General features: G+C 61.6%; 11 protein-coding genes. 4 read left to right on the forward strand and 7 right to left on the reverse strand.

What is annotated here, in order from left to right:
• Window positions 1–12: 12 nt before the first annotated feature.
• Both WNZ15_RS08770 and WNZ15_RS08775 read right to left on the reverse strand, forming a co-directional pair.
• Window positions 13–231, reverse strand: a complete 219-nt coding sequence (locus WNZ15_RS08770; protein ID WP_342892564.1) for a hypothetical protein — start codon at window positions 229–231, stop codon at window positions 13–15.
• Between the two features lie 177 nt (window positions 232–408).
• Window positions 409–1041 (reverse strand): GntR family transcriptional regulator, encoded by a 633-nt coding sequence (locus WNZ15_RS08775; RefSeq protein WP_342892565.1) that lies wholly within the window; start codon window positions 1039–1041, stop codon window positions 409–411.
• Between the two features lie 80 nt (window positions 1042–1121).
• Here WNZ15_RS08775 and WNZ15_RS08780 point away from each other — a divergent pair, with 80 nt between their 5' ends.
• The 4 genes from WNZ15_RS08780 (at window position 1122) to WNZ15_RS08795 (ending at window position 5476) form a co-directional block, all read left to right on the forward strand.
• On the forward strand, window positions 1122–2282 hold the full coding sequence (locus tag WNZ15_RS08780; protein ID WP_342892566.1) for an ABC transporter permease subunit: 1161 nt from the start codon (window positions 1122–1124) through the stop codon (window positions 2280–2282).
• Window positions 2279–3355 carry an amino acid ABC transporter permease gene (locus WNZ15_RS08785; protein WP_342892567.1) on the forward strand — a complete coding sequence of 359 codons (1077 nt, stop codon included), beginning with the start codon at window positions 2279–2281 and terminating at the stop codon, window positions 3353–3355. Before WNZ15_RS08780 ends, WNZ15_RS08785 begins: the two co-directional genes overlap by 4 nt.
• A 140-nt stretch (window positions 3356–3495) precedes the next feature.
• Entirely contained in the window at window positions 3496–4533 is a 1038-nt protein-coding gene (locus WNZ15_RS08790; protein ID WP_342892568.1) for a transporter substrate-binding domain-containing protein, read from the forward strand.
• 373 nt (window positions 4534–4906) lie between these two features.
• Complete coding sequence (locus WNZ15_RS08795) at window positions 4907–5476, forward strand: hypothetical protein (protein WP_342892569.1); 570 nt, start codon at window positions 4907–4909, stop codon at window positions 5474–5476.
• Between the two features lie 151 nt (window positions 5477–5627).
• Here WNZ15_RS08795 and WNZ15_RS08800 read toward each other — a convergent pair whose 3' ends face one another.
• From WNZ15_RS08800 to WNZ15_RS08820, 5 genes are all read right to left on the reverse strand, one after another.
• On the reverse strand, window positions 5628–8384 hold the full coding sequence (locus WNZ15_RS08800) for a cation-translocating P-type ATPase (RefSeq protein ID WP_342892570.1): 2757 nt from the start codon (window positions 8382–8384) through the stop codon (window positions 5628–5630).
• 24 nt (window positions 8385–8408) lie between these two features.
• A complete protein-coding gene (gene arcC / locus WNZ15_RS08805; protein WP_342892571.1) occupies window positions 8409–9341 on the reverse strand; it encodes a carbamate kinase in 933 nt (310 codons plus the stop codon).
• Between the two features lie 3 nt (window positions 9342–9344).
• Window positions 9345–10343 (reverse strand): ornithine carbamoyltransferase, encoded by a 999-nt coding sequence (argF, locus tag WNZ15_RS08810; RefSeq protein ID WP_342892572.1) that lies wholly within the window; start codon window positions 10341–10343, stop codon window positions 9345–9347.
• Between the two features lie 30 nt (window positions 10344–10373).
• Entirely contained in the window at window positions 10374–11600 is a 1227-nt protein-coding gene (locus tag WNZ15_RS08815) for an arginine deiminase (protein WP_342892573.1), read from the reverse strand.
• A 73-nt stretch (window positions 11601–11673) separates the two neighbouring features.
• Window positions 11674–13113: a YfcC family protein gene (locus WNZ15_RS08820; RefSeq protein ID WP_342892574.1), complete on the reverse strand. Its 1440-nt coding sequence runs from the start codon at window positions 13111–13113 to the stop codon at window positions 11674–11676.
• Window positions 13114–13325 lie beyond the last annotated feature (212 nt).

Genomic DNA, 13325 nt, shown 5'->3' on the forward strand with positions numbered 1-13325 from the left:
GGGTTCTCCGGCTCAGAAGAAGAGCGTCGCCGAAAGCGTGTCGCCGTAGATTCGCCAGTAGTCACCGGCAAAGCGGCCGGGAGGCAGAATTCCGAATTTCATCACCACCTGAGTGGTCGTGGTGACGGCCGGATCGGCAGCCGCGAGCACCGCGCTTGCCCGGCTCAGGCGGCGCAGGCGAAGACAGGGCGAAGGTGGGGCGAAGATGGACGGGCGGGAACATTCCGGCATGTTCGCGCCGGCATGTTCCCGCAAGCCCGATCGCAGTGTCCTCAAGGAGACGCCGAGCGCCTCGCAACAAGGCCTGGTCCCTCAGGCCACACACAGGCAATGCTTTCAGCGCGCCGTTCGAGGGGCGGTCTTGTCCGCGCAGGAGGAGGGGGGCCGAAACACGCGCGGTTGTATCCCTCAGCGGGACCCTTGCAGCTTCTCCGCTTCGATAACGCGGTTGAACAGGTCGATACTGTTTTGCGCCTCATAGGTCGCAAGGTGCCGGACAAGTCCGCGCAGGGCCTCTGCCGCGGCAGGAGCATCGGCCGCGAAGTCGCTCATCTGCCAGCGCACGATCCGCCAGTAACTGGCTGAAAACGCATCCCGCAGGATCGGGTCCGGGATCAACGCGGACATCAGCGCATGCAGCCGGCTTCTGATGTCGTATTGCAGATCGCGGTCGTCCTCCCCGGCCAGGGAGGCCAGTCCGGAAATCGCCAGAATGTCGGAATGCTGGGTGATGCTGAGCTTCGGAAGGTCCAGCAGAAGCACCGCTTCCAGGATGCCCTTGTGAACCAGCGCGTCCCGGGCACGGTGCTCCGGCCTGAGTGGGACGACAGCCGTTCCGACCCCGCTGCGGGTTTCGACCAGCCGTTCGTAAGCCAGCCGTTGGAGGATCTGCCGGATGGGGGTGCGGGACATGCCGAATTCGGCAGTCAGCGCCGTTTCATGAAGAACCATGTCTTCATCCGGCGTCGCCAGACAGATCGACCGCCGCAGCGCTTCGAGAGCGTGCGCGTGTTTGCTTTCAGTTTGAGGACCTTGGGACATGGTGTGTATTTCTTTGGTGGATGCCCGTTTACAATTTTCAAGCATACCTGTATACAGGATGGAATGATGTTCTAGTATACATGTATATTATGATTCCTTCGAGTGCGCCACCGCCCCGCAAACGACGCCTCCGGATCTCCGATGGTTTCGCCGCCCTGGCCGTGGTCCTTTTGGCCGCACTTGCTGTCCTGAATATTCTCGCCAATCTCGAAGCCGCCGGGGCGAGTCCGGGATTCGGGTTTCTGTCTCAGGAAGCCGGATTCGATGTCAGCGAATCCCTGATCCCCTATGCGTCCGGCGACACTTATCTGCGGGTCATCCTTGCGGGTGTCCTGAACACGATCCTCCTGGCCATTGTGTGCTGCATCCTTGCGACCCTCATCGGGATCGGGTTCGGATTGCTGGGTGTCGGCCCGAGTCCGGTCGGCCGGGGGCTTGCACTCGCCTATGTCGATCTCTTCCGGAACCTGCCGAAGATACTCATTCTGCTGGTGGTCTACGCGGTCGCGGTCAATGGCCTTCCGCATGTGCGCGAGGCCCTGTCGCTGGGACCGTTTCACCTGTCCAACCGCGCCGTCAATTTTCCCGCACTGGTCTGGAGCCCTGGTACCTGGACCCTGCTGGCCGCCTTGTGCGCCGGACTGGGGGGCGGGCTCCTGCTGGTGCGGCTGGCCGACCGGCGCCTGAGGCGCGCCGGACGGCAGGTCCACTGGTCCGTCCGCGTTGCGGTCGTCGGTTTCGCGGTCCTGCTGCCGTTTCTACTCGGCCTCGGGATCGACTTTTCTTTCCCCCGGATGAAAGGATTTGATTTTGAGGGAGGCGGGCGCATCTCCCTGCAATTCGCGGTGGTGGCGGTGACCCTGAGCATCTATCACGGCGCCCAGATCGCAGAGGTCGTACGCGGCGGGTTGCAGGCTGTCCCCGCCGGTCAGAGAGAGGCGGCGAAGGCGCTCGGTCTGACCTCGTGGCAGACGGTCCGGCTGGTCATCCTGCCGCAGGTGTTCCGCATCGTGGTGCCGCCGATGAACAACCAGTATGTCAACCTGATCAAGAACACGTCGATCGCCATCGCGGTCGGGTATTCAGACCTGATGTCGGTGTCAGGGACCATCATCAACCAGAGCTTCAAGCCGCTGGAGATGATGCTGATCACGATGGCGATCTACCTTGTCATCTGCCTGTCGGTGACCACCTCGCTCAATCGCTGGCACCGGCGCCTGACGGTCAGGGAAAGCAGATGAGTTTCGCGAACAGTGCACGGGCACGCATTTCCGCATCGCTGAAGGCGGCATTTTCTTCACCGCTGGCGGCGGTTCTGTCCGTGGTGTCGGCTGTCTTGATCGTCGCGATCGCGATCATTGCGCTGAGATGGTCCGTTTTCCTGGCGGTGTGGCCCTGGCAGGACGCGGAGCTCTGTTCCGCGGCGCGGGGCCTTTGCTGGCCGTTCCTGGTCGAGAAGACGCGCTTCATCCTGTTCGGAACCTATCCTTACGACCTTCATGTCCGGCCGGCGGCGGTCTCGCTGCTGCTCTGCGGGCTGGCCGTTTTGACCTGCCGCCAGTTAACCGGGCGCGGACCATCCCTGAGTGTGAGGCAACTGACCCTTGCCTGGTGCCTGTGCATCTGCCTTGCATTCGTCCTGATGGGCGGGGGAGTGTTCGGGCTGGAGGCGGTCGATCCGGTGCGCTGGAACGGGCTGCCGATCCTCCTGATGCTGTCGATCATCGCCGTGGCGCTCGCCTTTCCGCTGGGCATCCTGCTGGCACTGGCGCGGGTTCAGGACACGCACTGGTTCCTGTCCCGGTTCGCCACCGTCTATATCGAGATTGCCCGCGGCGTTCCGATGCTGACAGTCCTGTTCGTGGGCATTTTTGTTCTGCCCCTGACCCTGCCTGAAGGTGTCGGCGTGTCACCGGTGACGGCGACGCTGACCGCGCTGGTGCTCTTTCATGCGGCCTATTTCGCTGAAGACATGCGCAGCGGGCTCCTGTCTCTGCCGGCGGGTCAGGGCGAGGCGGCCAGATCACTGGGCATGCCCTACTGGAAGGCGATGCGTCTGGTCGTGCTTCCCCAGGCGATCCGCCGGAGCCTGCCGTCCCTGGTGAACAGCACCATCGGTGCCTACAAGGACACCTCGCTGGTTGTCGTCGTGGGAATTCTGGACCTGACAGCAACCGCGCGCATGTCCTTCGGCGATCCGGGATGGCGTGGTCATGCCGTCGAGGCCTATGCCCTCGTCGGTGTCTGGTTCTTCCTTTCCTGTGCATTCCTGTCGCGCACGGGCCGCCGGTTGCACAATGGGAAGGCCGGGTGAACCGTGCCACGCCGCATGGGTGTGACGGAGCGCCGTTTTCGATAGTCAAGGCTTCAAGAAACTGTCATAGTATACTTGTATACAAGTATTGAGGCGCGTTTACGGAGCCTCCTTCGGACTGAAGGAAAAGGATGATCCCGATGAAGAAATTGTTGTCCTCAGCGATCGTGCTGACCACCACGCTACTGGCCGCTCCGGCCCATTCCGGACCGGTGCTTGACGATATCAAGGCGACTGACAAGCTGATCTGCCTGGTCAATCCGAATTCCCCCGGCTTTTCGGTGCCCGACAGTGAAGGCGTCTACCAGGGGTTCAACACCGATTTCTGCCGGATGGCGGCAGCGGCCATTCTCGGGGATGCGTCCAAGGCGGATATTCGCGGCATCGGGTTTTCCGATTCCATGAAAACGCTCGTGGCAGACGGTGCCCACATGGCCTCGCGTTCGATCACCGCGACCGGCACCCGCGATGCCGATCCGGGCATGGCGTTCGTCGTGACCACCTTCTACGACGGTCAGGGTTTCATGGTGCCCAGGTCGCTCGGCGTGAAAAGCGCGGCCGGGCTCAACGGCGCGACGGTCTGTGCCGAAGACGGGTCCACGACGCTGCTGAACATTGCCGACTGGTTCGGGGACCGGGACATCGCGTACCGGGTGGAGAACATCGCCGACAAGACGGCGCGCCTGGAAGCCTTCTATTCGGGCAAATGCGACGTCTATGCGTCCGATGTCACCGCGCTCTTGAGCGACCGGTTGCTGTCCGACACACCCGAGGAATACGTGGTTCTTCCGGAGGTCATTTCCGCCGAGCCGCTGACCCTGGTCACCCAGCCGGATCAGGCTCTGGAAGCCGCGGTCTTCTGGGCCTTTCAGGTCATGCTGAACGCCGACCAGTTCGGGATCAATTCCGAAAATGTCGCCGCTATTGCCGCGGATCTGGACAATCAGCCCAAAGGCGTCCGCCGGCTGTTGGCTACGGACAGCGCGACGGCCGAGATGGCCGGCAAGCTCGGCTTGCCGAAGGACTGGGCCTTTCAGGTTCTCAGTCAGGTCGGCGCGTATTCGGAAGTCTTCGAGCGCCATCTGGGCAAGGAAACCCCGTTCGGTATCGAACTGAAGGAAACGGCGAACGCGCTGGTCGGCGATGGCGGTCAGATGATGGCCTATCCGATCCGCTAAAGGGAACCGCGGCAGCGGCAAGACCTCTGACCGGCGGATGCAGGATCACGCATCCGCCGGTTTCAGGGTTGGGATCTGACAAAAACAAGAATGATACCAACCTCAACAAATAGGAACCCATTGGATGGCTTGTTCGGGGCTGCCGGCAAGGAGCGGGGCGCAGACCGGCCTGGTAGGCCGGTCAAGGGGCGCAACGCAGTCCGGTGGGTCTGAACAAGCCACCGGAGGCCCTGACATGAGCGTGTTCCGCCGCGTCGCGCGTCTTGGTCGATGTCCCACATCGCCCTGCGACACGCTCCTCACGGAACACGCTCATGTCAGGGTCGAACAGGTTCCTAATTGTTGAGGGTGGTATAAGTCTGGAAGACACCTGATGGAAAAATATCCCTCCGAAACACGTGCGCGGCTGATGGAAGACACAACAAGCATTCGCACCGTCATCGCGTGCCCGGGCGGCGGGCACATCGTCACCCTGGGCTTTCCCGGCCTGGCGTTCGATATCCAGGGCGATGCCTATATCGATCCGGAGCGCCTGGAAGCGACCGTATCCGCACCCGCTCTTTCTGACTGCAGCATCCTCGTCGTGCTCGTTGAAAGGGACGAAGTTCCGCCGGAGGCCTGGCAGCTTCTGCAAGGCGCAGCGGAGGCACGATCGATCCGGCTGGTTCACCTGCCCATCCCGGACTACCAGGTGCCGGACCAGGCTTTCATGACAGCCTGGCGCAATATGGATGGCGATCTGACCGGCGCCCTGACCGCCGGCGGAACAGTTGCGCTCGCCTGCCACTACGGCGCCGGCCGCTCCGGCACCATCGCGGCCGGCATGCTGATCGAGCGCGGTCATCCTCTCGACCGGGCCATCGCCGTTATCCGTTCCGGATTTTCCGAGTCCATCGAGAGCGAAATGCAACTGGAGTGGCTGCGCCGGATCGCACAGGAGTAGGGCGGGGCTCCGCGAAGTGTGGCCCCTCAGCCCCAGGTGATCGTTGAAGGCCCGCGCCAATGCCCCTGGACCTTGCGCTCAGGGCCAATCGGCACGCAGCCCTTCACGGCCGCCGCGGCGATGAAAACAAGTATCACCCACGGCCGCCGGCCTAGATGAACCTGAACCCGAAGACCTCCTTCAAGCCTGACAGGGCGAAGGTCGGGATCGCGGCCACGAAGGCACAGCCCAGCAGGACACCGAGGGGAAGCGGTGCGGTGCCGAGGACGAAATTGCCGAAAGGCGTGTAGATCGCGCCAGCGGACAGCACCAGCGACAGTCCGATCGCCATCAGCAGTTTTGGGTTGCCGAAGGGGGATCGGCGGAAGAGGGTTGTCGTGGTGCGCGCATCGAACACATGCCAGATCTGGGCAAACATGATGGTGACAAAGGCCATGGTCTGCGCGGTTTGCAGCTCCGCATCGCGTGCCAACGCGGTCTGGAACACCCAGAACGTGACGCCGCCGACGGCGAGGCCCCTCAGCACGATCCTTTCCTTCAGCCCGCCGGCGAAGATGTCTTCGTCGCGCGGTCGCGGCTGGCGCTCCATTATGTCGTCTTCACTTTCTTCGAATCCGAGCGCCAATGCCGGAATTCCGTCGGAAACGAGATTGACCCAGAGGATCATCAACGGTGTCAGCGGCATCAAGGGATCGGCCCCCATCAGGATGAAGGCGAACAGGATGGTGGAGACTTCGGCGACGTTCGCGGTCAGGGCCTGGCGGACGAACTTCAGCAGATTGTCATAGATGCGCCTTCCTTCGCGCACGGCCTGCACGATCGTCGAGAAATTGTCGTCCAGCAGCACCAGCGCGGCGCTGTCCTTGGCGACAGACGTTCCGGTGATCCCCATGGCCACACCGATATCGGCGGTGCGCAGGGCTGGGGCGTCATTCACGCCATCGCCCGTCATGGCCGCGACTTCGCCGTTTCGCTGCAGGGCGCTGACGATGCGCAATTTGTGTTCCGGCGAAACCCTTGCGAAAACCGCCGCATTCACGACGACCCGCTCAAGCTCATCGTCATCCATCCGGTCCAGTTCAGCGCCGGTATGGACGGTCTGGTCGTCTCGTGTCTTGATCCCGATCTGCTCGGCGATCGATTTGGCGGTGATGGCATGGTCACCAGTGATCATCACCGTGCGGATTCCGGCGCTGGTGGCGTCTGCGACGGCCTCTTTCACTTCCGGCCGGGGAGGGTCCATGATGCCGTGAATTCCCAGCAGAACAATATCCTGTTCGGGGTTCTCGGGATCGATCGTGCCCTCTTCGGCCTGGCGATAGGCGACCGCCAGCGTGCGCAATGCGTCGCTGCCGAAAGCGTCGATGACAGCTTCAATCTCGGCGCGGCGTTCATCCGTCAACGGCACGTTCTGGCCGTCGATCCGCACTTCCTTGGCCCGTGCGAGGATCACGTCCGGAGCGCCTTTGGCGACGAGGTACTTGTTGCCGTCTGAAAGCCGCACATGCAGGCTCATCATCTTGCGTGTGCTGTCAAAAGGAAAGGTCTGCAGAGTATCGATCTTGCTGTCTTTCAGGCCCTGACGGGTGATGCCGACCTTTTGGGCCGCGACCACAAGAGCACCTTCCGTCGGATTTCCCTGAATGGTGTACCGGCCATCGACCGTGATCAGCTCGGCGTCATTGCAATAGGCCGAGACGCGGAGCATCTGCTGCAGGTCTTCATTTCCCGCGGTATCCGCGACCGTGCCGTCCTCGCCCAGAAAGTCTCCCGTGGGATCGAAGCCCTCTCCGGTGACGGTCCAGGTTTTGCCGCCTGCCCAGATGCGCATCACCTGCATCTGGTTTTGCGTCAGGGTTCCGGTCTTGTCGGAACAGATGACCGACGTGGTGCCAAGCGTTTCGACGGCGCTCAGCCGCCTGGCCAGTGCGTTGTTGCCCGCCATCCGCTGTGACCCGAGCGTGAGCACGATGGTAACGACGGTCGGCAGCCCCTCGGGAATTGCGGCGACCGAAAGCGAGATTCCGGTGTTCAGCATTTCGGTCAGGTCCATGCCCTGCATGACACCGATGCCGATGACGATTGCCACCACGCTCAGAGCGGCGCCGATGAGAATGCGGGACAGGTTTTCGATCCGCTCCTGCAGGGGGGTCTTGGGCTCTTTCGCGGATGCCATCAGGCCCGCGATATGACCCACTTCCGTCGCCATGCCCGTTGCGGTGACGACACCCTGTCCGGTTCCATTGACCACCTTGGTCGACATGAAACCCATGTTGAGCCGGTCCGCGAGCGCGACGTCCTCGCCTGTGATGGCGAGGGTGTGCTTGTCGACCGGCTCGGATTCGCCCGTCAGCGCGGCTTCGTCCACCTGCAACCGGTGCGCTTCGCTGAACCGGATATCCGCGGCGAGGATGTCGCCGGCCTTGAAACGCAGGATGTCACCGGGAACGATGTCGGCGGCGGGGATGTCGATCCAGTCTCCGTCCCGACGAACGAACGCATGGGGCGCTGCCATTTCGCGCAGGGCCGCGAGGGATTGCGCGGCACGGTGTTCCTGCAGAAAGGAGATGATCGCGTTGACCAGCACGATCACGCCGATCGCGATGGCGTCCACCCAGTGGCCCGTATAGCCCGAGATCACGGCCCCGCCGATCAGGATGATAAGAAGCGGGTTCCTGAACTGGGCGAGAAACAGCCACAGAGGCGAAACCTGTTCAGCCTCGTCAAGTTTGTTCGGCCCGGTTCGGGACAGTTTTTCCGCTGCCGCCTTGCTGTCCAGACCTCTCCCGAGATCCGCGCCGAATGTCTGCGCTGCCTGTTCGACGGAGATGCCCCAGGGCTCCCTGGGCGTCTCCGACGGTTCCGGGGTTTCCATTCCGGGTGACTGAACTGTGGCAGTTTTGGACATGTCAGATTCGTCCTTCTGTGACGGTCAGCTGTGAAATTCGATTTCGGCGCAATCCGGATCGATCGTCGTGCCCTTTTCACCGCGCAGCGCGCCTGGAATATCGGCGAGAGCGCAGATGACGGATTTTCCGCCTGTGGAACGGGCGAAGTCCTGAGCCGATTTCACCTTGGGACCCATCGAGCCCGCGGGGAAATCGAACTGGTCCATCTGGTCGGGAGAGGCCCGGCGAATGCCGCGTTGCCGCGGTGTGCCCCAGTCGAGATAGACGGCGTCCGCGTCGGTCGCGACCACAAAGACATCGGCATCGATTTCGCGGGCCAGCAGCGAAGAACAATGATCCTTGTCGATCACGCATTCCACTCCTTCAAGATTGCCGTCGCTGCCGTATCTGGTCGGTATGCCGCCGCCACCTGCGGCGACGACAACCGACCCTTTTTCCAGAAGCCAGCGAATGGGTCTGACCTGAAAGATGCGTTTCGGGGCAGGAGATGGCACCACCCGGCGCCAGGCGTCGCCGTCACGCCTGACCGACCAGCCCTTTTCGGCCGCGTTGGCCTTTGCCTCCGTCTCGGAATAAACCGGACCGATGAATTTGGCCGGATCGGCAAAGGCCGGGTCGTCCGGATCGACTTCGACCATGGTCAGGACGGTGGCAAGAGGCTTTTCAAAAGGCAGAAGATTGCCCATTTCCTGCTCGATCATATAGCCGATCATGCCCATGGTTTCGCCCACCAGAACGTCCAGCGGGTATTCGTCCACGTCGGTGTAAGCCGCCTCCTGGAGGGCAAGAAGTCCGACCTGCGGGCCATTGCCGTGGGTCACGATGAGTTCATGGTCTTCCGCCAGCGGCGCCAGGGTCCGGGCGGCAGTGCGCACATTCTGACGCTGGTTGTCGGCGGTCAGCGCCTGACCGCGCCGCAACAGCGCATTGCCTCCAAGGGCCGCCACGATACGCATGGCTCAGGACCCCAGGGTTGCAACGAGGATGGCCTTGATCGTGTGCATGCGGTTTTCCGCCTGTTCGAACGCGATGTTCATCTCGCTCTCGAACACCTCGTCTGTCACCTCCATCTCGGTGATCCCGAATTTTTCGTGGATGTCCTTGCCCACGCCGGTCTCCAGATTGTGGAAGGCGGGGAGGCAGTGCATGAATTTGGCGTTGGGATTGCCGGTCTTTTTCATCAGATCCATGTTGACCTGATACGGGGACAGCAGCTTGATCCGTTCCGCCCAGACTTCCTTGGCTTCTCCCATCGAGACCCAGACATCGGTGTGAATGAAGTCCGCTCCCTCAACCGCATTGATGTCATCGGTGATTGTCACGCGTGCTCCCGATTGCGCTGCCCGCTCCGTTGCAAGGGCGCGCACGTCATCATGGGGCTGGACTTCCTTCGGGGCGATCATTCTCACGTCACAGCCCATGATCGCTCCCAGCATCAGCAGCGAGTTGCCCATGTTCGACCGGCAATCGCCGGAATAGGCGAATACGATGTCCTTGCGCGGCTTGTCGGCGTGCTCGACCATGGTCTGCATGTCGGCCAGCATCTGTGTCGGGTGCCAGTCGTCCGTCAGACCATTGTAGACGGGCACACCGGCGTATTTTGCCAGTTCCTCGACCATGTCATGCCCGGCGCCGCGGAATTCGATGGCGTCAAACATGCGGCCGAGCACCCGCGCGGTGTCCTTCATCGATTCCTTGTGACCGATTTGAGACCCCGACGGATCCAGATAGGTGATGTTGGCGCCTTGGTCGTAGGCCGCGACTTCAAAGGCGCAGCGGGTGCGGGTCGAGGTTTTTTCGAAGATCAGGCAGATATTCTTGCCCTTGAGAGACTGCTGCTCCGAATGGGCATATTTGGCGCGCTTGAGGTCACGCGCCAGGTCAAGCAGAAACAGCATTTCGCGCTGCGTGAAATCCGCGATTTTCAGATAGCTGCGGCCCTTGAGATTGAACGCCATTGTGATTTCCCCTTGGATATTCGAATGAAATCAGTAAACCGGGTCGCGCAGGATCGGGCAGGTCATGCAATGCCCGCCGCCACGGCCACGGCCCAGTTCCTGTCCGTTGATCTCGATCACCTCGACACCGGCACTGCGCATGCGTTTGTTGGTGAAGGTGTTGCGCGCATAGCCGATGACGACACCGGGTTCGAGAGCAACGACGTTGTTGCCGTCGTCCCACTGCTCGCGTTCCGCCTGGAATTCGTTGCCCCCGGTGCCGATCACAATCAACTCGCCAAGACCCTGCACCTCCTTGTAGACGTCGAAGATCGAGCCGGTTTCCTTGCGGGTGTCGATACCGCCCTTGGCGTCCGGACGCAGCGAGAAACAGGTGATCGCGTCGGCGACCTCGTGGAACGCGGTGATCTTGTCCTGCTCCAGACAGGTGAACACCGTGTCCAGATGCATGGCCGCGCGTGATTTGGGCATGACACAGGCCACTACACGTTCTGCTCCCCCCGATGCAAACAGGCTCTGCGCGACCTGAGTGACGGCCTGGCGTGTGGTTCGCTCGCCCATTCCGATGAAAACAGTGCCGTTTCCGATCGGCATGACGTCACCGCCTTCCATGGTGGCGTTCTGGAAATTCTCGTCACTGTCGCCCCACCAGATATCGAACTCGGCGTTCATGAACATGGGATGGAACTTGTAGACCGTGCGCTGAAACAGCGTTTCAGGCCGCCGCGCGGGCCAGAACATCGGGTTGCAGGTGACACCGTTGTAGATCCAGCAGGACGGGTCGCGCTGGAACTGGGCGTTGGGAACGGCCGGGATCAGGAATTCGCTGCCCGGAAGCTCGGCCTTGGCCAGACGGGTGAGTTCGCCCTCGGGGACATCCGAAACGATGACGCCTCCCATCAACTGCCGGGCCAGAGCCGTGCCACTCAGCTCGTCGAGCCAGGGACGCATTGCCTGCGCCAGGCCCGGGCCGACGGCGTTGGCCGTGATCAGCCGGTCGAGCACGAAGGCGCGCGCGCCCGCGCTCTGGTCGATGGTTTCCGCCAGAAGGTCCTGAATATCATGGACCTCGATATCGCGGCTCTCCATCACCCGGACGAATTCGGCATGGTCTTCGCGCGCTTTTTCGACCCAGATCACATCGTCGAAGAGCAATTCCTCACAATTGTTCGGGGTCAGTCGGTCATGGGCAAGAGATGGACGTGAAACCATGACTTTTCTGAGTTTGCCGACTTCTGAATGCACGCCGAATTTCATGCTGACCTCCCAAGAACATTTGAAACCCGAACGCCACGGCCTGACGCGTTGCCCGAATTCCTGAAGATGCGGTTCAACTCATTGCCGCGCCAAGGCTGAGTGCCGCCACGATAATGACCGCGAGTACAAGCAGAAGCGGGGCGACAAAACGCAGCCAGCGGTCGTAGGAAACGCGGCCGATGGCGAGGCCGCCCATGACAACGGCAAACGTCGGATTGAACAGGTTCACCCAGCCGTTCGCCGATTGATAGGCCGTCACGACGAGATCGCGGCCGACACCTGCAAAGTCCGCCAACGGCGCCATGATCGGCATCGACAGGGTCGCCAGCCCCGAAGAGGAGGGCACCAGAAAAGACATCAGGATCTGGATGCCGAACATGACGGTGATGAAGAGAAATTCGCTCAGGCCGGAAACGACGCCCTCGGCGCCGGCGAGTATCGTATCCGTGATCTTGCCGGCGTCCATGATCACGACGACACCCCGTGCCACGCCAATGATCAGGGCCACGCCCAACAGGTCGCGCGCGCCGTCGACAAAGGTTTCCACAAATGTGGCCTCGTCCATGCGCGAGCCCTCGTCGAGCTTGCCGACCCACCAGACCAGGATGGACATGGTGAGGAAAAGCCCCGACATTTCGCCCATCCACCAGTCCAGCGCGACCACACCGTAGATCATGACCGCGAAGGTCAGTCCGAACAGCGTCAGGATAAACGTGCGGGTTCCCGTGAGATCGGGAAAGGCATCGTCCTCACCGGCTCCTTTCAGGAAATGAGCCCGGTTGTCTTCAGCCTGGTCCGCGACAACTGACGTTGAGGCATCCGCTTTCACGCGTGTCGCATAGCGCATGACGAAGGCGATGCCGGCAGCAAGGCACAGGGCAAGAATGACGAAGCGCAAGACGATCCCGTCGGTGAAAGGGATGCCCGCGCCCTGTGAGGCGACAACGGTCGCGAATGCGTTGAAGGTCGAGCCGAGCGTGCCGATCCCGGCGCCGAGCATGATCACGGCAACTCCGGTCAGCGCATCGTAGCCGGCGCGGATGAACACGGGGATGATCAGCGCGTAGAAGGCCAGGGATTCCTCTGCCATCCCATAGCTTGTTCCGCCGAAAGCGAAGGCGGTCATGAGGATCGGGATCATCAGGATCTCGCGCCCCGCCAGCCGGTGCAGCAGCCAGCCGATGCCGGCATCAATCGCGCCGGTTTTGGTGACGACCATCAGAAACCCGCCAATCACCAGAACGAAAAGCGCGACGTCGATCGCCGCGCTCGAGGAACTGCCCAGCAGGCCCGGGTCGTACATTCCGGCAATGGGCGCCAGGATGACGGCCGTGAGGCCCTGGGGATTGGGGTCGACCCTATGATATGTTCCGGGTACCGGCGCCTCGCTGCCGAGTGCCTCGTTCATGGCGCGCTGGTATTCGCCGGCTGGAATGACCCAGGTCAGCGCGGCGACAATCGCGATCAATGCGAACAGTATCGTGAAGGCTGTCGGAAATTTGAACCGAGCCATGAGAGGCCTCCCGTAAAATATCACAAGGGAGGTTAGCGGATCAGGAAAACAGTTCAATGACTTTCTGGAGACGGTTATTTGAGACTTGCGTGGTTGCGAGTCTCGATACCCCTTGACTGGTTGTGGTAAATACTTACCAATTTGAGAGGAATCGAATTATCTGGAAATACAAGTTTGGAAGCTGTTTTCCTGTTATTGAGCCGACCGGACAA

The organism is Roseibium sp. AS2 (assembly GCF_038900065.1).
GTDB lineage: Bacteria > Pseudomonadota > Alphaproteobacteria > Rhizobiales > Stappiaceae > Roseibium.

Bases quoted from the DNA above. Each gene is read 5' to 3' on its own strand.
- WNZ15_RS08815 (WP_342892573.1), bottom strand. From the start codon at position 11,600: ATGAAATTCGGCGTGCATTCAGAAGTCGGCAAACTCAGAAAAGTCATG.
- WNZ15_RS08785 (WP_342892567.1), top strand. From the start codon at position 2,279: ATGAGTTTCGCGAACAGTGCACGGGCACGCATTTCCGCATCGCTGAAG.
- WNZ15_RS08780 (WP_342892566.1), top strand. From the start codon at position 1,122: ATGTATATTATGATTCCTTCGAGTGCGCCACCGCCCCGCAAACGACGC.
- argF (WP_342892572.1), bottom strand. From the start codon at position 10,343: ATGGCGTTCAATCTCAAGGGCCGCAGCTATCTGAAAATCGCGGATTTC.
- WNZ15_RS08820 (WP_342892574.1), bottom strand. From the start codon at position 13,113: ATGGCTCGGTTCAAATTTCCGACAGCCTTCACGATACTGTTCGCATTG.
- WNZ15_RS08800 (WP_342892570.1), bottom strand. From the start codon at position 8,384: ATGTCCAAAACTGCCACAGTTCAGTCACCCGGAATGGAAACCCCGGAA.
- arcC (WP_342892571.1), bottom strand. From the start codon at position 9,341: ATGCGTATCGTGGCGGCCCTTGGAGGCAATGCGCTGTTGCGGCGCGGT.
- WNZ15_RS08775 (WP_342892565.1), bottom strand. From the start codon at position 1,041: ATGTCCCAAGGTCCTCAAACTGAAAGCAAACACGCGCACGCTCTCGAA.
- WNZ15_RS08795 (WP_342892569.1), top strand. From the start codon at position 4,907: ATGGAAAAATATCCCTCCGAAACACGTGCGCGGCTGATGGAAGACACA.
- WNZ15_RS08770 (WP_342892564.1), bottom strand. From the start codon at position 231: ATGCCGGAATGTTCCCGCCCGTCCATCTTCGCCCCACCTTCGCCCTGT.
- WNZ15_RS08790 (WP_342892568.1), top strand. From the start codon at position 3,496: ATGAAGAAATTGTTGTCCTCAGCGATCGTGCTGACCACCACGCTACTG.